This window comes from Crenobacter sp. CS_VA4, from assembly GCF_055597485.1.
This window is the reverse complement of record NZ_JBVMAE010000020.1, coordinates 33,636-52,068: the sequence shown is the minus strand read 5'-3', so window position 1 is coordinate 52,068 and position 18,433 is coordinate 33,636. Positions and strand designations below refer to the sequence as shown.

General features: G+C 62.5%; 20 protein-coding genes and 1 tRNA gene. 3 read left to right on the top strand and 18 right to left on the bottom strand.

The window, feature by feature from the left end:
- Window positions 1–40 precede the first annotated feature (40 nt).
- The 3 genes from ACZ2IA_RS17105 (at window position 41) to ACZ2IA_RS17095 (ending at window position 2,180) form a co-directional block, all read left to right on the top strand.
- Window positions 41–931, top strand: a complete 891-nt coding sequence (locus ACZ2IA_RS17105; protein ID WP_470293797.1) for a lysophospholipid acyltransferase family protein — start codon at window positions 41–43, stop codon at window positions 929–931.
- A complete protein-coding gene (locus ACZ2IA_RS17100; RefSeq protein ID WP_470293796.1) occupies window positions 932–1,798 on the top strand; it encodes a lipid A biosynthesis lauroyl acyltransferase in 867 nt (288 codons plus the stop codon).
- 199 nt (window positions 1,799–1,997) lie between these two features.
- Entirely contained in the window at window positions 1,998–2,180 is a 183-nt protein-coding gene (locus ACZ2IA_RS17095; protein WP_470293795.1) for a hypothetical protein, read from the top strand.
- A 74-nt stretch (window positions 2,181–2,254) separates the two neighbouring features.
- Here ACZ2IA_RS17095 and ACZ2IA_RS17090 read toward each other — a convergent pair whose 3' ends face one another.
- From ACZ2IA_RS17090 to tpiA, 18 genes are all read right to left on the bottom strand, one after another.
- Entirely contained in the window at window positions 2,255–2,551 is a 297-nt protein-coding gene (locus ACZ2IA_RS17090; RefSeq protein ID WP_470293794.1) for a DUF2818 family protein, read from the bottom strand.
- A gap of 116 nt (window positions 2,552–2,667) precedes the next feature.
- Window positions 2,668–4,122 carry an NADH-quinone oxidoreductase subunit NuoN gene (gene nuoN, locus ACZ2IA_RS17085; RefSeq protein WP_470293793.1) on the bottom strand — a complete coding sequence of 485 codons (1,455 nt, stop codon included), beginning with the start codon at window positions 4,120–4,122 and terminating at the stop codon, window positions 2,668–2,670.
- 10 nt (window positions 4,123–4,132) lie between these two features.
- Window positions 4,133–5,626: an NADH-quinone oxidoreductase subunit M gene (locus ACZ2IA_RS17080; RefSeq protein WP_470293792.1), complete on the bottom strand. Its 1,494-nt coding sequence runs from the start codon at window positions 5,624–5,626 to the stop codon at window positions 4,133–4,135.
- Between the two features lie 42 nt (window positions 5,627–5,668).
- The gene (gene nuoL / locus ACZ2IA_RS17075) at window positions 5,669–7,720 is read right to left on the bottom strand and encodes an NADH-quinone oxidoreductase subunit L (RefSeq protein ID WP_470293791.1); all 2,052 of its coding nucleotides are present in this window, start codon (window positions 7,718–7,720) and stop codon (window positions 5,669–5,671) included.
- A gap of 35 nt (window positions 7,721–7,755) precedes the next feature.
- Window positions 7,756–8,061, bottom strand: a complete 306-nt coding sequence (gene nuoK / locus ACZ2IA_RS17070; protein ID WP_289830595.1) for an NADH-quinone oxidoreductase subunit NuoK — start codon at window positions 8,059–8,061, stop codon at window positions 7,756–7,758.
- Window positions 8,062–8,086: 25 nt separating this feature from the next.
- A complete protein-coding gene (locus tag ACZ2IA_RS17065; protein WP_470293790.1) occupies window positions 8,087–8,731 on the bottom strand; it encodes an NADH-quinone oxidoreductase subunit J in 645 nt (214 codons plus the stop codon).
- A 9-nt stretch (window positions 8,732–8,740) separates the two neighbouring features.
- Window positions 8,741–9,220 (bottom strand): NADH-quinone oxidoreductase subunit NuoI, encoded by a 480-nt coding sequence (gene nuoI, locus ACZ2IA_RS17060; RefSeq protein WP_470293808.1) that lies wholly within the window; start codon window positions 9,218–9,220, stop codon window positions 8,741–8,743.
- A gap of 29 nt (window positions 9,221–9,249) precedes the next feature.
- The gene (gene nuoH / locus ACZ2IA_RS17055) at window positions 9,250–10,296 is read right to left on the bottom strand and encodes an NADH-quinone oxidoreductase subunit NuoH (RefSeq protein ID WP_470293789.1); all 1,047 of its coding nucleotides are present in this window, start codon (window positions 10,294–10,296) and stop codon (window positions 9,250–9,252) included.
- Between the two features lie 3 nt (window positions 10,297–10,299).
- Window positions 10,300–12,657 carry an NADH-quinone oxidoreductase subunit NuoG gene (gene nuoG, locus ACZ2IA_RS17050; protein WP_470293788.1) on the bottom strand — a complete coding sequence of 786 codons (2,358 nt, stop codon included), beginning with the start codon at window positions 12,655–12,657 and terminating at the stop codon, window positions 10,300–10,302.
- Between the two features lie 3 nt (window positions 12,658–12,660).
- Window positions 12,661–13,953: an NADH-quinone oxidoreductase subunit NuoF gene (nuoF, locus tag ACZ2IA_RS17045; RefSeq protein WP_470293787.1), complete on the bottom strand. Its 1,293-nt coding sequence runs from the start codon at window positions 13,951–13,953 to the stop codon at window positions 12,661–12,663.
- Window positions 13,954–14,427, bottom strand: a complete 474-nt coding sequence (nuoE, locus tag ACZ2IA_RS17040; protein ID WP_470293786.1) for an NADH-quinone oxidoreductase subunit NuoE — start codon at window positions 14,425–14,427, stop codon at window positions 13,954–13,956. It abuts the gene before it with no gap.
- Window positions 14,427–15,680, bottom strand: coding sequence for an NADH-quinone oxidoreductase subunit D (locus tag ACZ2IA_RS17035; protein ID WP_470293785.1), 1,254 nt, complete (start codon window positions 15,678–15,680; stop codon window positions 14,427–14,429). Before ACZ2IA_RS17035 ends, nuoE begins: the two co-directional genes overlap by 1 nt.
- Window positions 15,673–16,266: an NADH-quinone oxidoreductase subunit C gene (locus tag ACZ2IA_RS17030; RefSeq protein WP_470293784.1), complete on the bottom strand. Its 594-nt coding sequence runs from the start codon at window positions 16,264–16,266 to the stop codon at window positions 15,673–15,675. Before ACZ2IA_RS17030 ends, ACZ2IA_RS17035 begins: the two co-directional genes overlap by 8 nt.
- 12 nt (window positions 16,267–16,278) lie before the next feature.
- The gene (locus tag ACZ2IA_RS17025; protein ID WP_289830603.1) at window positions 16,279–16,755 is read right to left on the bottom strand and encodes a NuoB/complex I 20 kDa subunit family protein; all 477 of its coding nucleotides are present in this window, start codon (window positions 16,753–16,755) and stop codon (window positions 16,279–16,281) included.
- The gene (locus ACZ2IA_RS17020; RefSeq protein ID WP_470293783.1) at window positions 16,746–17,102 is read right to left on the bottom strand and encodes an NADH-quinone oxidoreductase subunit A; all 357 of its coding nucleotides are present in this window, start codon (window positions 17,100–17,102) and stop codon (window positions 16,746–16,748) included. Before ACZ2IA_RS17020 ends, ACZ2IA_RS17025 begins: the two co-directional genes overlap by 10 nt.
- Window positions 17,103–17,198: 96 nt before the next feature.
- A tRNA-Leu gene (locus tag ACZ2IA_RS17015) sits at window positions 17,199–17,284 on the bottom strand.
- A gap of 16 nt (window positions 17,285–17,300) precedes the next feature.
- Entirely contained in the window at window positions 17,301–17,651 is a 351-nt protein-coding gene (gene secG / locus ACZ2IA_RS17010) for a preprotein translocase subunit SecG (RefSeq protein WP_470293782.1), read from the bottom strand.
- A complete protein-coding gene (gene tpiA / locus ACZ2IA_RS17005; protein ID WP_470293781.1) occupies window positions 17,617–18,396 on the bottom strand; it encodes a triose-phosphate isomerase in 780 nt (259 codons plus the stop codon). Before tpiA ends, secG begins: the two co-directional genes overlap by 35 nt.
- Between the last annotated feature and the right edge of the window lie 37 nt (window positions 18,397–18,433).

Genomic DNA, 18,433 nt, shown 5'->3' with positions numbered 1-18,433 from the left:
AGATGATAAAATAAGCCGCTTTCGACCACGTGACCGTTCAATGGCCCGCTTTGTACAGCTGTTGCTGACCTGGCTTGCCCACCTGCCGCTGCCATTGTTGCAACGTCTGGGCGCCGTCGCCGGGCGGCTGACCTATCATGCCTCCCCCCGCTTTCGTCAGCGGCTGAAGGATAATCTGGCATCCAGTAAAATCGTCCGAAACTATCAGGACTTTACTCGTTTCGTCAAACAGGTTGCCGATGAAACCGGCAAGGGTGCGCTGGAACTGGCGATCGCCTGGTGCCGCGAACCGGAGGCAATCGACCGGCTGGTCAAGCGTTGCGACGGCTGGGAACATGTCGAGGCGGCGCTCGCGCGCGGCGACGGCATCGTGTTCGTCACGCCACACGTCGGCAGCTACGACATCGCCGGCCGCTACGTCAGCAACCGCCTGCCCTTCCCGCTCACCGCGATGTACCGCCCGCCGAAACTCACTTGGCTCGAACCGGTGATGAACGCCGGACGGGTGCGCGGCAAGGGCAAGACCGCCCCGGCCAACGCTTCTGGCGTGCGCACCGTGGTGAAGGCGTTGAAACAGGGCGAGGCGACCATCATCCTGCCCGACCAGGTGCCGGGCAACGGCGAAGGCGTCTGGGCGCCGTTCTTCGGCCGGCCAGCGTACACGATGACGCTGGTGCCGCGGCTAGGCACGGTGAAGGGCGTCACCACGCTGCTGTTCGCCGGCGAGCGCCTCGCCAACGGCGCCGGCTTCGCGGTGCACATCGAGCCGCTGCCCGCGCCGTTCACCGGCGACAAGGACGCCGACGTCGCGCTGCTCAACCGCGCGGTCGAGGCGCTGATCCGTCGCTTCCCCGAGCAGTACCTGTGGAGCTACAACCGATTCAAATGCCCGGCCGGGGTCGAACCGCCGCCGGCTTCTGCGGAACACTGAATGAAACTCGCCTTTGCCATCCTCTGGCTGATCCACCTACTGCCGATCGCCGCGATCCGCGCCCTCGCCTGGCCGATCAGCCAGCTCGCCTACCTGTTGGCGCGCGAGCGGCGCAACGTCGGCATGACCAATATGCGGCTGTGTTTCCCGGAGCTGCCGGTGTCCGAGCACCGGCGCATCGTCCGCGCCAACTTCCAGCACATGACCCGGCTCTTGCTCGAGTACGGCGTGTGCTGGTACAGCCCGGCCGAGCGGCTGCGCTGGCTGGTCGACCTGAAGAACCTCCACTACGTCACCGAGCTGCGCGACGCCGGCCACGACGTGATCATCCTCTACCCGCACTTCACCGCGTTCGAGATGGGTTGCTACCGGCTCAACCAGGACGTCCCACTGGTCAGCGTCTACTCGCATCAGAAGAACCAGGCGATGGACGAGCAGATCTACAAGGGCCGCCAGCGCTACAACAACGTCAAGATCGTGTCGCGCCAGGAAAGCCTGCGCAGCATCATCAAGGCCATGCGCGCCGACCACACGCCGTTCCTCTACCTGCCCGACCAGGACTTCGGCCCGCGCGATTCGCTGTTCGTGAAATTCTTCCACACCGACGCGGCGACGATTCCGGGCCTGTCGCGGATCAGCAAGCTCGCCAATGCCAAGGTGGTGCCGGCGATCGCGCGGCGGGTCGGCAACCGCTTCGAGGTCGAGTTCTACCCGGCCTGGGACGAGTTCCCTACCGACGACGTGGCCGCCGACACCCGGCGGATGAACGCCTTCCTCGAGGAGCGCATCCGCGAATGTCCGGAGCAGTACTTCTGGCTGCACAAGCGCTTCAAGACTCGGCCCGAGGGCGAGGCGCGCTTCTACTAAGAGCCGCTAACAAAAACCCCTTGGCGTTGTTGTGCTGCCTTGCCGTACTACTTGTACTGTCTGCGACAGCACGACGAGCGCTGCCGCTTCGCGGAGTTCTGTTAGCGGCGCTAAGCCGACCGTCCGTCGGCCGCCGCTGCAGATGCAGATGGGCTGACCGATAAAGCGTTACCAATGACATAACGCTGAAGGGAGGACCATGGACATCAATGCACTGAACACCCAGAGCGGCAACGTGCTCGACCAGACGGCAATCTTCGCGATCAAGAAGCAGCGCGAAGCGGCCGAGCAGACCATCGGCTCGCTGGTCCAGGCCACCACCGAACAGATGAATCGCAACAACCCGGCCCATCTCGGTCAGTACGTCGACACCACCGCCTGACCGACCCCGCATGAAAAAACCGCCAGCGGCACGTGCCCTGGCGGTTTTCTATTCGGCCAACCCATGTCCACCGATCAGCTGTGCGGACGCTTCCAGAAGTAACGCAGCACGAAGCCCGGAAACGCGAACACCAGGAACAGCGCGAAGGTGGTCACGTAGAACTGCCAGTTCTGCGAGTGCACCGGGCCGAGCCGCGCCTCGAGCAGCCGCGCGAGGCCGCCGACCAGCAAGAACAGCACCACCAGCTCGAGCAATTGCCAGCCGAAATGCTTGTGCGTGAGCGACTTGACGCCGGCCAGCCGGCTGCTGACAAACGGCAGGTTGGCGGCCAGCACGGCCACGATCAACAGGGTGATGACGCTGACTTCCACGTAGTTTCCTCTTCCAGGTCCGGATTATTTGCCGACGCATCGCCCTCATGACAGCGGCGGCTGCGCCGGGGAGAACCCGGTCACAGCCGCCGTCAGGAACCACCGTCGCGGGCGGTTTACAGGGCGGTGAGCGACTGCTTCATCGCTTCGACACACAGCACCAGCAGACGTTCCGGCAGCGCGCCCAGCACCAACAGCGCCACGGCGTTGATCGACAGCACCAGCTTCATATCGCCGCGCACCACGATCGGGGTGGAGTCCTGCTGGTCGTCGAAGTACATGTACTTGACCACCCGCAGGTAGTAGAACGCGCCGATCAGCGACATCACCACCGCGACCACCGCCAGCCAGATCAGACCGATGTCGACCACCGACTTGATCACCGCCAGTTTGGCGTAGAAGCCGACCAGCGGCGGGATGCCCGCCATCGAGAACATCGCCAGCAGCATCAGGAAAGCGTACCAGCTGTTGCGCTGGTTCAGGCCCCTCAGGTCCTCCAGCTTCTCGCACTCGAAGCCGGCGCGCGACAGCGCGAGCAGGATGCCGAAGCCGACCAGCGACATCAGCACGTAGATGACAGTGTAGAACAGCGCCGCGCTGTAGCCCTCCGGCGTGCCGGCGATCAGGCCCAGGAGCAGGAAGCCCATGTGCGAGATGGTCGAGTACGCCAACAGGCGCTTGACGTTGGTCTGGGCGATCGCGGTGATGTTACCGATCGCCATCGACAGCACGGCGATGATCACCAGCATGCCCTGCCAGTCGGCGACCAGCGCCTCCAGGCCCTGCACCAGGATGCGCAGCACGAACACGAAGGCGGCCAGCTTCGGCGCGGCACCGATCATCAACGCCAGCGCAGTCGACGAACCCTGGTACACGTCCGGCACCCACATGTGAAACGGCACGGCACCGAGCTTGAACGCCAAGCCCGACACGATGAACACCAGGCCGAACACCAGCAGCACCCGGTTGGCCGTACCGCCGGCGATCGCCTTGGCGACGTCCTGCAGGTACAGCGTGCCGGTGGCGCCGTAGATCATCGACATGCCGTACAGCAACAGGCCCGAGGCCAGCGCGCCGAGCACGAAGTACTTCATCGCCGCTTCGGTGGCCGGGATTGAGTCACGTTGCATCGCGATCAGCGCGTACAGCGACAGCGACAGCAGTTCCAGCCCGATGTACAGCGACAGGAAGTGGGTCGCGCTCACCATCACGTTCATGCCCAACAGCGCGAACAGCGACAGGGTGAAGTATTCGCCCTTGAAGATGCCGCGGTCGGTCACGTACTGGCGGGTGTAGACCAGCACCACGAAGGTGGTGGCGTACATCGCCAGCTTGACGATGGCGCCCATCGGGTCGGCCACGAACATGTTCGAGAAGGTGTACACCGGGTACGGTGTATAGGTCGCCAGCTGCACCGCGGCACAGCCGAGCAGCGTCAACAGCGACAGGCCGTAGGTGATGCCACGCTTGGCGTCCGACACGAACAGGTCGACGATCAGGATCAGCGACACCGCCGCGAGCAAGAAAAGCTCAGATGCTGCCGGCATTAGGTTGAGATCAGCCCAATTCATTGAGTGTTCCTTAGAGCTTGCTTTGTGCGACGTGCGCGATCAGGTCGTTGACCGTCAGGTGCATCTTGGCCACGAACGCCTGCGGGAACAGGCCCATGCCGAGCACCGTGATCGCCAGTACGGCCAGGATCAGGAATTCGCGCTTGTTCACGTCCTTCATCTCGGCCACATGGTCGTTGGCCACGTCGCCGAAGATCACCCGCTTGTACATCCACAGCGTGTACGCCGCGCCGAAGATCAGCGTGGTGGCCGCCGCGAACGCGAACCAGAAGTTCACCTGTACCGCGCCCATGATCACCATGAACTCGCCGACGAAGCCGGAGGTGGCCGGCAGGCCGGAGTTGGCCATCGCGAACAGCATCATGAACGCCGCGAAGATCGGCATCTTGTTGGCGACACCGCCGTAGTCGGCGATGTTGCGGCTGTGCAGCCGGTCGTACATCACACCGATGCAGAAGAACATTGCGGCCGACACGAAGCCGTGCGAGATCATCTGCACCAGCGCGCCTTCGACGGCCCACTGGTTCAGGTTATTGCCGGTGAACATGAACAGGCCGAGCGTCACGAAGCCCATGTGCGAGATCGACGAGTACGCCACCAGCTTCTTCATGTCGGTCTGCACCAGCGCCACCAGGCCGATGTACACCACCGCGATCAGCGACAGGCCGATCATGAACGGCGCCAGCTCGCGCGACGCGTCCGGCAGGATCGGCAGCGCGAACCGCAGGAAGCCGTAGGCACCGATCTTCAGCGTGATCGCCGCCAGCACCATCGAACCGCCGGTCGGCGCTTCGACGTGCGCGTCCGGCAGCCAGGTGTGCACCGGCCACATCGGCACCTTCACCGCGAACGACAGGAAGAAGGCGATGAACAGCAGGATCTGCGTCGACAGCGCGATCTTCAGGTCGTGGTAGGCCAGGATGTCGAAGCTCTTGCCGGCCTGGTAGTACAGGTAGATGAACGCCACCAGCATCAAGAGCGAGCCGAGCAGCGTGTACAGGAAGAACTTGATCGACGCGTACACCCGGCGCGGGCCGCCCCAGACACCGATGATCAGGTACATCGGGATCAGCATGCCCTCGAAGAACACGTAGAACAGGATCGCATCGAGCGCGGCGAACGCGCCGTTGATCAGGCCCGACATGATCAGGAAGGCGGCCATGTACTGCGCGACGCGCTTCTCGATCACCTGCCAGCCAGCCATCACCACCATCAGGGTGGTGAAGCTGTTGAGGAGGATGAACAGCATCGAGATGCCGTCCACGCCCAGGTGGTAGTGGATGTTCAGCGCGTCGATCCACGGCTTCATCTCGACGAACTGCATGCCACCGTTCAGGTTGTCGAAGCCGGTGTAAAGCGGCAGCGAAACGGCCAGGCCGGCCAGCGCCCCGGCCAGCGCAATCCAGCGCGCCAGCGCGGCACGCTGGTCGCCACCGGTAGCGAGCACCAGAATGCCCGCCACGATGGGTGTCCAGACCGCCAGACTGAGTAGATTCTCGAACATGGTTGAGCCTATTGTATTTTTCTAATCCCTAGCGCCCGTGCATCAACGCAGGATGAGCTGGGCAAACCAGATCGTCACCAGCGCAAGCACCCCGACGATCATGGTAGTGGCGTAGCTGTAGATGAAGCCGGTCTGCAGGCGACGCACCACGCCGGAGAACGCGCCGACCAGCTTGGCCGTGCCGTTCACGATCAGGCCGTCGATCAGCAGCATGTCACCGACTTTCCAGAACAGCGTACCCAGCGCACGCGAGCCCTTGGCAAACACCGCGAAGTAGATCTCGTCGAAGTAGTACTTCTTCTCGAGCAGGGTGTTGACCGGGGCAAAGGTCGACTTGATCTTCGCCGGGATCTGCGGGGCCTTCATGTAGAACACCCAGGCGGTGACCACACCGGCCAGCGCCAGCCACAGCGGCAGACTGGTCAGCGAGTGCATCGCCATCGCCACCGGGCCGTGGAACTCTTCGGCCAACTCGGTCATACCCGGATGGCGGGCGGCATCGACCTGGATCACGCCCTTGAAGAAGTCGCCGTAGATCAGAGGCTTGATCGCGAAGTAACCGACCAGCACCGACGGGATCGCCAACAACACCAGCGGCAGCGTCACCACCCATGGGCTCTCGTGCGGCTTGTCGTCCGGACCGAGGCCATGGTGGTGGTCGGCCGTCACCTCTTCGTCATCGTGGTCTTCGTGATGGTCGTGGTGGGAACCGTGGTTCTCCATCCAGCGCTCCTTGCCGTGGAACACCATGAAGTACAGCCGGAACGAGTAGAACGCGGTCACAAACACGCCGGCCAACAGCGCATAGTGGGCGAAACCGGCGGCCGGCAGGTGCGAGGTCGCTACCGCCTCGATGATCGAGTCCTTCGAGTAGAAACCCGAGAAGAACGGCGTACCGATCAGCGCCAGCGAACCGACCAGCGAAGTGATCCAGGTAATCGGCATGTATTTGCGCAGACCACCCATATTGCGCATGTCCTGATCATGGTGCATGCCAATGATCACCGAACCGGCGGCGAGGAACAGCAGCGCCTTGAAGAAGGCGTGCGTCATCACGTGGAACATCGCCACCGAGTAGGCCGACGCGCCGAGCGCCACGGTCATGTAGCCGAGCTGCGACAGCGTCGAGTACGCGACCACGCGCTTGATGTCGTTCTGGACCACGCCGAGGAAGCCCATGAACAGCGCGGTGATCGCACCGGCCACCAGCACCACGTTCAGCGCGGTATCCGACATCTCGAACAGCGGGCTCATCCGCGACACCATGAAGATGCCGGCGGTCACCATCGTCGCCGCGTGGATCAGCGCCGAGATCGGGGTCGGGCCTTCCATCGAGTCCGGCAGCCAGACGTGCAGCGGGAACTGCGCCGACTTACCCATCGCACCGACGAACAGCAAGATGCAGGTCACGGTCAACAGCGACCAGTCGACGCCCGGGAAGATCTGGATGGTCTTGCTCGCCAGCGCCGGCGCGGCGGCGAACACATCGCTGTAGTTCAGCGAGCCGCCGAAGTACGCGAGCACCAGGCCGATACCCAACAGGAAGCCGAAGTCGCCGACGCGGTTGACCAAGAAGGCCTTCAGGTTGGCGAAGATCGCGGTCGGCCGCTTGAACCAGAAGCCGATCAACAGATACGACACCAGACCCACCGCTTCCCACCCGAAGAACAGCTGGATGAAGTTGTTGCTCATCACCAGCATCAGCATCGAGAAGGTAAACAGCGAAATGTAGCTGAAGAAACGCTGGTAACCCGGGTCATCCTGCATGTAGCCGATGGTGTAGATATGCACCATCAGCGACACGCTGGTCACCACCACCAGCATGATCGCGGTCAGCGAATCTACCAGGAAGCCGACGGAGAACTCGTAGCCCCCCACCGTCAGCCAGGTATACACCGGCGCGTTGAACACTTCCGCCTGCCCGGTAAGGAAGGCATGAAGCACCTTGAGCGACAGGGCAGCCGAAACGGCCACGCCAAGAATCGTCACGACGTGTGCCGCGCGACGACCGATCGCCCATCCAAACAAGCCTGCAATGATCGACCCCACCAGAGGTGAGAGCGCAATCAGCAGGTATAAGCTCATCATATCCATGCTTCTCTTGCTTTGTAGTTTGGTATCCGGTTGCCTTAACCCTTCAGGCGGCCCAAGTCTTCAACGTTGATGGTGTTCAGATTGCGGAACAGTACCACCAGGATCGCGAGGCCGATCGCCGATTCGGCGGCGGCCACGGTCAGGATGAAGAACACGAAGATCTGGCCTGCCGTGTCGGACAGGTAATGCGAGAACGCGATGAAGTTGAAGTTCACGGCGAGCAGCATCAGTTCGATCGCCATCAACAACACGATCACGTTCTTACGGTTCAGAAAGATGCCCAGCACGCTAATGGCAAACAGGATCGCGCCCAGCACCAGGAAGTGAGTCAGCGTCAGCACATTTACTCCCTAATTGTTATGGCCATCAGGCCTGTTGCTCGGCTGCGTCAGCGGTTTCCGGCTGGGCAGGCTTCTTCTCGGCATCCATCTTGACGATGCGCACGCGGTCTTCGCGACGCACCTTCACCTGGAGGCCCGGATCGACAGACTTGTTGTCCTTGCGCTTGCGCATGGTCAGCGCGATCGCGGCGACCATGCCGACCAGCAGCACTACCGACGCCAGCTCGAACGGCAGCAGATAGGTGGTGTAGAGCTGACGCCCCAGTTCCTTGACGTTGCTCGCGTCGGCAGCCAGCGGCGCGGCCGCCTGGAAGCTGCCGAGCTTCGCTTCCGGACTCATCAGGATCAGCGCCATTTCGCCGACCATGATCAGCGCCACCGTGCCGGCCAGCGGCAGGTTTCGCCAGAAACCGACACGCAGCTGCTCGAAATTGATATCGAGCATCATCACCACGAACAGGAACAGCACCATCACCGCGCCGACGTAGACCAGCACCAGCGTGATCGCCAGGAACTCGGCCTGCAACAGCAGCCACAGACCGGCGCTGGTGAAGAACGCCAGCACCAGGAACAGCGCGGCGTGCACCGGGTTCTTGGCGGTGATCACGCGGAGACCTGAGATGATCAGGATCGCCGACAGCACGTAAAACACTACAGTTTGAAAGTTCATGGCTTCCCCTTAGCGGTACTTGGCGTCGGCCGCTTTGTTGGCGGCGATTTCTGCCTCGTACTTATCACCAATCGCCAGCAGCATCGGCTTGGTGTAGTACAGGTCGCCACGCTTTTCGCCGTGGTATTCGAAAATGTGCGTCTCGACGATCGCGTCGACCGGGCAGGCCTCTTCGCAGAAGCCGCAGAAGATGCACTTGGTCAGGTCGATGTCGTATCGGGTGGTGCGGCGGGTGTTGTCTTCCCGCTGCTCCGACTCGATGGTGATCGCCAGCGCCGGGCACACCGCTTCGCACAATTTACAGGCGATGCAACGTTCTTCGCCGTTGGCGTAGCGGCGCTGCGCATGCAGGCCCCGGAAACGCGGCGACAGCGGCGTCTTCTCTTCCGGGAACTGCACCGTGATCTTGCGGGCGAACATGTGCTTGCCGGTCAGCGCCAGGCCCTTCACCAGTTCCACCAGCAGGAAGGTTTTGAAAAAATTTCGGATCATATCGATGCTCTTCTCTCAGGCCCGGTTCAATGCCACAGCGTCAGCGGGCTCATCATCCACGCGCCGAGCACGATCAGCCACACTAGCGTCACCGGGATGAACACTTTCCAACCCAGACGCATGATCTGGTCGTAGCGATAGCGCGGGAAGGTTGCGCGGAACCACAGGAAGCAGTACAGCACGAACGCCATCTTCAACGCCAACCAGCCGAAGCCGGAAGCGCCGAGGAAACCCCACGACGCCGGGAACGGCGACAGCCAGCCGCCCATGAACATGATCGAGGTCATTGCGGCGATCAGGATCATGTTGGCGTATTCGGCCAGGAAGAACACCGCGAACGCCATGCCCGAGTATTCCACGTGGAAGCCGGCCACGATTTCCGACTCACCCTCGGCCACGTCGAACGGGGCACGGTTGGTTTCGGCCACGCCCGAGATCAGGTAAACGACGAACATCGGGAACAGCGGGAGCCAGTTCCACGACAGCAGCGAACCGCCGCCGATGCCGTGCGCCTGCTGTTGCACGATAGTCACCAGGTTCAGACTGCCCGACACCATCAGCACGCTGACCAGGGCGCAGCCCATCGCGATCTCGTAGGACACGATCTGGGCCGCCGAGCGCATCGCGCCGAGGAAGGCGTACTTCGAGTTGGACGCCCAGCCGGCCACGATCACGCCGTACACGCCCATCGAGGTGATGGCCATGATGAACAGCAGCGACGCGTCGATGTTGGCGAGCACCAGGTGGTCGGTGAACGGGATCACCGCCCAGGCCGCCAGCGCTGGCATGATCGACAGCACCGGGCCGATCAGGAACAGGCTCCGGTTCGACTGCGTCGGCAGGATGATCTCTTTCATCAACAGCTTCACGCCGTCGGCGATCGGCTGCAACAGGCCGATCGGGCCGACCCGGTTCGGGCCGATCCGCAGCTGGATCCAGCCGATCACCTTGCGTTCGGCCAGGGTCAGGTAGGCCACCGCGAGCATCAGCGGGGCGACGATGGCGACGATTTTCAGCATGGTCCAGACGGTCAGACCAGCCTCGAGGCCCAGAAGGTTTTGCAGCAACTCCATCGCTTACCCTCGCTTGATTTCAATCGGGTCGAACAGACCGCCGAGCGCCACGGTGGCCGGATGGGCCGCCGCCAGACGCACGACACCCTGCGGCAGACCGGCGTCGGCACGGGCAATCACGCGCACTTCGGCACTGCCCTGCTTCACCACCACCGTGTCACCGTCGGCAACGCCCGCTTCGCGCAGCGTCGCCGGGTGGGCCGAAGCCTCCGGCGCGGCCGCGTGGCGGGTCGCCTGCAGCGACTCGGCGCGACGGGTGATCGCATCGACATGGAACATCGGCACGTCGGCAACGCGGATCAGACCGCCGTCGGCTGGGATCACGTTGGCCGAAACGCTCGCCAGCTGGTTGTTCAGCTTGCCGGCGATGTCGCCGGCGGCCGTCAGCTCGCCACGAATCTCTTCCACCGAGGTGTACTCGAAACCGGCCAGGCCGAGCAGGTTGCCCAGCACGCGCAGCACCTTCCAGCCAGGACGGGTCTCGCCCAGCGGACGCACCACGCCGTTGAACGACTGCAGCTTGCCTTCCATATTGACGAAGGAGCCGGCGGTCTCGGTGAACGGAGCGATCGGCAGCAACACGTCGGCGTAGTCGAGCAGGCCTTCGCCCTTGAACGCGGTGAACGCGATCACGGTGGCTGCCTGCTTCATCGCGGCGACGGCCGCCTGGCCGTCGTAGCTGTCGGCTTCGACTTCGGTGTTGAACAGCACGTAGGCCTTGCGCGGGGTCGCGATCATCTCGGCGGCGTCGACGCCGGCGGTCACCGCGGCACCGAACACGCCGCGCTTCGGCAGCACGCCGACCAACTCGGCACCAACGCTATTGCCGGCTTCGGCCAACACGCCGAAGCTCGCGCCGGTCAGACGGGCGATTTCCTGCGCCAGCGCGGTGAGGTCGGCGTACGCCGGGTTGTGCTGGGCGGCCGCGCCGAGCACCAGCGCGGCGGTTTCGCCGTTGGCGAGGCTCTGCGCAATGGCGCGGGCGGCGTCGGAGACGGTGACGGTAACCAGATCGATGGCGGTCTCGCCACCATTGATCTCGGCCACGGCCTTCAGCACCTGGGCGACGGCGTTGGCCAGCGCGCCCGGCGCAACGATCAACTTAGCCTTGACGTCGATCAGCAGATTGTCGTCGGCGCTGTGGATAATGTTGAGCTCGGCGCCCTTCTTCACCGCCTGACGTAGGCGAGCGGTCAGCAGCGGCTGTTCGCTACGCAAGGTCGAACCGATCACCAGCAGCGACTTGGCCGCGGCCAGCTCGGCAATGCTCGAACCCAGCCACTCGGCTCCCTGCTTGGCGGCGTCGGCGCGGAAGTCGCTGCGACGCAGGCGGTGGTCGATGTTGTGCACGCCGAAGTCGCGCGCCAGCTTCTGCAGCAGGAACAGCTCTTCGGTGGTCGAGTGCGCACCGGCCAACACGCCGATGGCGTCCTTGCCGTGGTCGGCCGACACGCCCTTCAGGCCCTTGACCACGTACTCGAGCGCGGTCTGCCAGTCGGTATCGTGCCACTTGCCGTCGAACTTGATCATCGGCGTCTTCAGACGCGCGGACGAGTTCAGCGCCTCGTACGAGAAGCGGTCGCGGTCCGAGATCCAGCACTCGTTGATCGCTTCGTTTTCCAGCGGCAGCACGCGCTTGACTTCGTGATCCTTGACCTGAACGATCAGGTTGGAGCCGAGGCCGTCGTGCGGCGCCACCGATTTGCGGCGCGACAGCTCCCACGGACGGGCGCTGTAACGGAACGGCTTGGAGGTCAGCGCGCCGACCGGGCACAGGTCGATCACGTTGCCGGAGATTTCCGAGTCCACGGTCTTGCCGAGGAACGGCATGATTTCCGAGAACTCGCCACGGTTGCCCATGCCGATTTCCTGGAAGCCACCGATCTCTTCGGTGAAGCGCACGCAGCGGGTGCAGTGGATGCAACGCGACATCTCTTCGGCCGACACCAGCGGACCCATGTCCTTGCCGACCACCACGCGCTTCTCTTCCTGGTAGCGCGAACCGCCGCCGCCGTAGCCGACCGCGATGTCCTGCAGCTGGCATTCACCGCCCTGGTCGCAGATCGGGCAGTCGAGCGGGTGGTTGATCAGCAGGAATTCCATCACGCCCTGCTGCGCCTTCACCGCCATGTCGGAATGCGTGTGCACCTTCATGCCGTCGGTCACCGGAGTGGCACAGGCCGGCAGCGGCTTCGGCGCCTTCTCCACTTCCACCAGGCACATGCGGCAGTTGGCCGCGATCGACAGCTTCTTGTGGTAGCAGAAGTGCGGAATATAGGTACCGACGGAGTGGGCGGCTTCCATCACGGTGCTGCCCTGCGGCACCGTCAGTTTCTTACCGTCAATTTCGATTTCAAGCATCGCTCAACACCATTTGTGATTCACCAGCGGCTTCTTGTGTTCGATCAGGTACTCGAACTCATTGCGGAAGTGCTTGGTGAAACTACGAACCGGGAAGACGGCGGCGTCGGCCAGCGCGCAGATGGTGCGCCCTGCCATATTGTTGCCGACCGAATCCAGCAATTCGAGATCGCCCGGACGGCCTTCCCCGTGGAGAATCCGGTGGATCACGCGGTACAGCCAGCCGGTGCCTTCACGGCACGGCGTGCACTGACCGCAGGATTCCTCGTGGTAGAAGTAGGCCAGACGCTCCAGCGCCTTGACCATGCAGACATGCTCGTTCATCACGATCACAGCGCCGGAACCCAGCATCGATCCCGCCTTGGAGATCGAGTCGTAGTCCATCGTGCACTGCATCATGATGTCGCCCGGCAGCACCGGCGCGGACGAACCACCCGGGATCACCGCCTTGAGCTTGCCGCCCTTCATGCCGCCGGCCATTTCCAAGAGTTCGGAGAACGGGGTGCCGAGCGGGATCTCATAGTTGCCCGGACGATTCACGTGGCCGGAGATCGAGAACAGCTTGGTGCCGCCGTTGTTCGGCTTGCCCAGTTCCAGGAACTTCTGCGCGCCGTCCTTGATGATGAACGGCACCGAGGCGAACGATTCGGTGTTGTTGATCGTGGTCGGCTTGCCGTACAGGCCGAACGACGCCGGGAACGGCGGCTTGAAGCGCGGCTGGCCTTTCTTGCCTTCCAGCGATTCGAGCAGCGCGGTTTCCTCGCCGCAGATGTAGGCGCCGTAGCCGTGGTGCGCGAACAGGTCGAAGTTGAAGCCGGAGCCGAGGATGTTCTCGCCGAGGAAACCGGCCTGACGGGCCTCATCCAGCGCCGCTTCGAACAGCTCGTAGGCTTCGAAGATCTCGCCGTGGATGTAGTTGTAACCGGCCTTGGCGCCCATCGCGTACCCGGCGATGATCATGCCTTCGATCAGCGCGTGCGGGTTGAAGACGATGATGTCGCGGTCCTTGAAGGTGCCCGGTTCGCCCTCGTCGCTATTGCAGACGACGTACTTGTCACCCGGGAACGAGCGCGGCATGAACGACCATTTCAGGCCGGTCGGGAAGCCCGCACCGCCACGGCCGCGCAGGCCGGAGCCCTTCACTTCGGCGATCACGTCTTCCTGCGGCATCTTGGCCGACAGGATGGACTTGAGCGCCTGATAGCCGCCGCGCGCCATGTAGGCGTCGAGGCGCCAGCAATTGGGATCGGACGTGTCGACCCCTTCGAAAATCACGCCATTGACGAAGATAGCCATTTATTCCAACTCCGCCAGTTTCTGGTCGATCGCTTCCGGCGTCATGAAGCTGCACATCTTGTGATTGTTCACCAGCAATACCGGTGCGTCGCCACAAGCGCCCATGCACTCCCCTTCCAGCAGGGTGTACTTGCCGTCGGCGGTGGTTTCCCCGAGGCCGATGCCGAGTTTCTTCGACAGATACTCGGCCGCATCCACGCCGCCCGACAAGGCACAGGGCAGATTGGTGCAGACGGTCAGCTTGTACTTACCGACCGGCTTGAGGTTGTACATGTTGTAGAACGAAGCCACTTCGTAGGCCGCCACCGGCGCGATGCCGATGTAGTTGGCGACGAACTCGATGGTTTCGGTGGCGAGCCAGCCCTGCTCCTGCTGCGCGATGCGCAGCGCGCCCATCACGGCGGAACGGCGCTGGTCGGCAGGGTATTTGGCGAGCTCGCGGTCAATCAGAGCGAGCGATTCTGCGGACAACATCAGCGGTCAATCTCCCCAAACACGATATCCTGCGTACCGATGATCGCGACCACGTCGGCGATCATGTGACCGCGGCTCATTTCGTCCAGAGCCGCAAGGTGAGCGTAGCCCGGCGCGCGGATCTTCAGGCGGTACGGTTTGTTGGCGCCGTCGGACACGAGGTAAATGCCGAATTCGCCCTTCGGGTGCTCCACCGCCGCGTAAGCCTCGCCCTCCGGCACGTGCATGCCTTCGGAGAACAGCTTGAAGTGGTGGATCAGCTCTTCCATGTTCGACTTCATCGATTCGCGCGACGGCGGCGCCACCTTGTGGTTCTCGGAAATCACCGGACCCGGGTTGGCGCGCAGCCACTGGATGCACTGCTTGATGATGCGGTTGGCCTGGCGCATCTCTTCGATGCGCACCAGGTAACGGTCGTAGCAGTCGCCGTTGACGCCGACCGGGATGTCGAAGTCCATGCGATCGTAGACGTCGTACGGCTGCTTCTTGCGCAGGTCCCATTCGATGCCCGAACCGCGCAGCATCGGGCCACTGAAGCCCAGTTGCAGCGCGCGCTCCGGCGTCACCACACCGATGCCGACGGTCCGCTGTTTCCAGATACGGTTGTCGGTCAGCAGGGTTTCGTAGTCGTCGACGCACTTCGGGAAGCGGTCGGCGAAGTCCTCGATGAAATCGAGCAGCGAACCCTGGCGGTTGGCGTTCAGCTCGGCGATCGCCTTGGCATTGCGGATTTTCGACGCCTTGTATTTCGGCATCGTGTCCGGCAGGTCGCGGTAGACGCCGCCCGGACGGAAGTACGCCGCGTGCATGCGCGCGCCCGATACCGCCTCGTAGCAGTCCATCAGGTCTTCACGCTCGCGGAACGCGTACAGGAACACCGTCATCGCGCCGATGTCGATCGCGTGCGCACCGATCCACAACAGGTGGTTCAGGACGCGGGTGATCTCGGCGAACATCACACGGATATACTGGGCGCGCAGCGGCACGTCCACGCCGGTCAGCTTTTCGATCGCCAGGCAGTAGGCGTGCTCGTTGCACATCATCGACACGTAGTCGAGACGGTCCATGTACGGCAGCGACTGGATGTAGGTGCGGGTTTCGGCCAACTTCTCGGTGCCGCGGTGCAACAGGCCGACATGTGGGTCGGCGCGTTCGATCACTTCACCGTCGAGTTCCAGCACCAGACGCAACACGCCATGCGCGGCCGGATGCTGCGGACCGAAGTTCAGCGTGTAGTTACGGATGTTAGCCACCGTAGTTCTCCTCGCGAATGATGCGCGGCGTGATTTCGCGCGGCTCGATGGTCACCGGCTGGTAGACCACGCGGGCCTCGGCCGGGTCGTAGCGCATCTCGACATAGCCGGACACCGGGAAGTCCTTGCGGAACGGATGGCCGACGAAACCATAGTCGGTCAACAGACGACGCAGGTCGGGGTGGCCGTCGAACACGATGCCGTACAGGTCGAACGCTTCGCGCTCGAACCAGTTGACGCCGTTCCAGACGCCCACCAGCGATGCGACCACCGGGAAGTCGTCGTCTTCGGCGAAGGTGCGCAGGCGCAGGCGCCAGTTGTGCTTGATCGACAACAGGTGGCAGACCACGGCGAAGCGTGGACCGTCCCACGGCTCGTCGCGGTAGGCGCTGTAGTCCATCCCGCACAGGTCGATGCATTGTTCAAAAGACAGATCGGCGTGATCGCGCAACGTGGTGGCCACGTCGGTCAGATCCGCCGCCTTGCAAACGATAGTCAGCTCGTCAAGCGCAAGCGTGGCCGAGACCAGCTTGCCGCCCAGGGCCTGCTCGACTACCGACTTGAGCGCTTCCAGTTTGGAGGCCATAGACGTAGTACCTTAACGGGCGATGGTGTAGGTGCGTTTGATCTTGTTTTGCAGCTGGATGATGCCGTACAGCAGAGCCTCGGCCGTCGGCGGACAGCCCGGCACGTAGACGTCGACCGGCACGATGCGATCACAGCCGCGCACTACCGAGTAAGAGTAGTGGTAGTAACCACCGCCGTTGGCACAGGAGCCCATCGAGATCACCCAGCGCGGCTCGGCCATCTGGTCGTAGACCTTGCGCAGGGCGGGCGCCATCTTGTTGCACAGCGTGCCGGCCACGATCATCAGGTCGGACTGGCGCGGACTCGGGCGGAACACGATGCCGAAGCGGTCGAGGTCATAACGCGACGCGCCAGCGTGCATCATCTCCACCGCACAGCAGGCCAGGCCGAAGGTCATCGGCCACAGCGAACCGGTACGGGTCCAGTTGATGAGCTTGTCTGCCGTCGTGGTGACGAAGCCCTTCTCGAGAATTCCTTCTACTCCCATTCCAGGGCCCCCTTTTTCCACAAATAGACAAAGCCAATCGTCAGGACGGCGATGAATTCAACCATCACGCCGAAACCGAACATGCCAAGCTCTTTGAACACCACGGCCCACGGAAACAGGAAGGCAATTTCCAGATCGAAAAGGATGAAGAGGATCGCGACGAGGTAGTACCGCACGTCGAACTTCATGCGCGCATCTTCGAAGGCTTCGAATCCGCACTCATAAGGCGAGAGTTTCTCAGGGTCGGGCTTATTAGGCGCAAGAATCCTACCCAGCAGAATAGGACCGACGCCGACCAAGAGCCCGACGATGACAAACAACAAGATGGGAAAGTAATTTTGCAGCATTTCCCGAACACCCCTAAAAAAAGGAGGTCGCTGACCCCCTTGGCTCCAAGTAAAAAACGCCACCGGGAAGACTCCCGGTGGCGTTTTTTTGAATGATGGTGCCGACAGTGAGACTCGAACTCACACAGCCTACGGCCACTACCCCCTCAAGATAGCGTGTCTACCAATTTCACCATGTCGGCACATACATAAACTGTTTTACTCCGGTATTTTGCTACCGGTAGGTTTGCTGTTCGCAGCGCCGCTCGGGATTTGCGGAGCTGCTTGTTGTTCTACCTTGCCAGCCATCACGCCCAGATCGCTTTTTCCGCCCCCAGACAGATAAGCGAGACCCAACGACGTGGCAAAAAATACTACAGCCGCCATAGCGGTGGTACGACTCAAGAAATTGGCCGAACCGGTTGCACCAAACAGACTGCCCGACGAACCGCCGGAACCGAATGCCGCACCCGCATCTGCACCCTTGCCGTGCTGCATCAGGACAAGAATAATGATGCTGATCGCAGAGATCAGGTTAACAACCCAAATTAGCGTCTTGAGAATTTCCATACTTTATCAACTTTTCGGCGGTTTCGCAAATCTTTCGGAACGCGCTGGCATCGAGTGAGGCACCTCCAACCAGCGCACCGTCTACGTTCGGCGTTGACAGAACCGCGTCTGCGTTCTCTGCCTTGACGCTACCGCCATAGAGGACGCGAATACTATCAGCCCCCTTGGCGTTTTGCAATACCCATTGCTTGATATACGCGTGCATCGCGGCAATCTGCTCGATCGTCGCGACCTTGCCGGTGCCGATCGCCCAGACCGGCTCGTACGCCACCACCAGATCGCCGCTCGCGCGTCCGACCAATACCTCGAGCTGCGCCGCGATCACCACCTCGGCTTGCCCGACTTCGCGTTCGGCCAAGGTTTCACCGACGCACAACACCGGCACGATACCGGCGCTACGCGTCGCGTCGAACTTGGCACCCAACAGGCTGTTGCCCTCGCCGAAGTACTGGCGACGCTCCGAGTGGCCGATCAACACATAGTCGGTCGCGAACTCGGCCAGCATCGCCGCGGACACTTCGCCGGTGAACGCGCCGTCGTCGGCAAACTGGCTGACGTCCTGCGCCGAGAGCGACAAGGGCTGGCCGGCCAGCTGTTCTGCAACGTCGGAGAGGTACACTGCCGGCACCGCGACGCTGACCCCACTCCGGTTACAGGCGGGCTCTTGCAGCAGTGCGGCGAGCAAGGCACGGTTGGCCGAACGACGGCCGTTCATCTTCCAGTTTCCGATGACCAGTTTGTCCATGAATGCGCCTGTATATAGGTAAAGTTGGCGGCATTGT

What these genes read in the sequence shown, in the direction of transcription:
- ACZ2IA_RS17105 (WP_470293797.1), top strand. Translation starts at nt 41, where the DNA reads ATGGCCCGCTTTGTACAGCTGTTGCTGACCTGGCTTGCCCACCTGCCG.
- ACZ2IA_RS17100 (WP_470293796.1), top strand. Translation starts at nt 932, where the DNA reads ATGAAACTCGCCTTTGCCATCCTCTGGCTGATCCACCTACTGCCGATC.
- ACZ2IA_RS17095 (WP_470293795.1), top strand. Translation starts at nt 1,998, where the DNA reads ATGGACATCAATGCACTGAACACCCAGAGCGGCAACGTGCTCGACCAG.
- nuoN (WP_470293793.1), bottom strand. Translation starts at nt 4,122, where the DNA reads ATGAATTGGGCTGATCTCAACCTAATGCCGGCAGCATCTGAGCTTTTC.
- ACZ2IA_RS17080 (WP_470293792.1), bottom strand. Translation starts at nt 5,626, where the DNA reads ATGTTCGAGAATCTACTCAGTCTGGCGGTCTGGACACCCATCGTGGCG.
- nuoL (WP_470293791.1), bottom strand. Translation starts at nt 7,720, where the DNA reads ATGGATATGATGAGCTTATACCTGCTGATTGCGCTCTCACCTCTGGTG.
- ACZ2IA_RS17065 (WP_470293790.1), bottom strand. Translation starts at nt 8,731, where the DNA reads ATGAACTTTCAAACTGTAGTGTTTTACGTGCTGTCGGCGATCCTGATC.
- nuoH (WP_470293789.1), bottom strand. Translation starts at nt 10,296, where the DNA reads ATGGAGTTGCTGCAAAACCTTCTGGGCCTCGAGGCTGGTCTGACCGTC.
- nuoG (WP_470293788.1), bottom strand. Translation starts at nt 12,657, where the DNA reads ATGCTTGAAATCGAAATTGACGGTAAGAAACTGACGGTGCCGCAGGGC.
- nuoF (WP_470293787.1), bottom strand. Translation starts at nt 13,953, where the DNA reads ATGGCTATCTTCGTCAATGGCGTGATTTTCGAAGGGGTCGACACGTCC.
- nuoE (WP_470293786.1), bottom strand. Translation starts at nt 14,427, where the DNA reads ATGTTGTCCGCAGAATCGCTCGCTCTGATTGACCGCGAGCTCGCCAAA.
- ACZ2IA_RS17030 (WP_470293784.1), bottom strand. Translation starts at nt 16,266, where the DNA reads ATGGCCTCCAAACTGGAAGCGCTCAAGTCGGTAGTCGAGCAGGCCCTG.
- ACZ2IA_RS17025 (WP_289830603.1), bottom strand. Translation starts at nt 16,755, where the DNA reads ATGGGAGTAGAAGGAATTCTCGAGAAGGGCTTCGTCACCACGACGGCA.
- ACZ2IA_RS17020 (WP_470293783.1), bottom strand. Translation starts at nt 17,102, where the DNA reads ATGCTGCAAAATTACTTTCCCATCTTGTTGTTTGTCATCGTCGGGCTC.
- secG (WP_470293782.1), bottom strand. Translation starts at nt 17,651, where the DNA reads ATGGAAATTCTCAAGACGCTAATTTGGGTTGTTAACCTGATCTCTGCG.
- tpiA (WP_470293781.1), bottom strand. Translation starts at nt 18,396, where the DNA reads ATGGACAAACTGGTCATCGGAAACTGGAAGATGAACGGCCGTCGTTCG.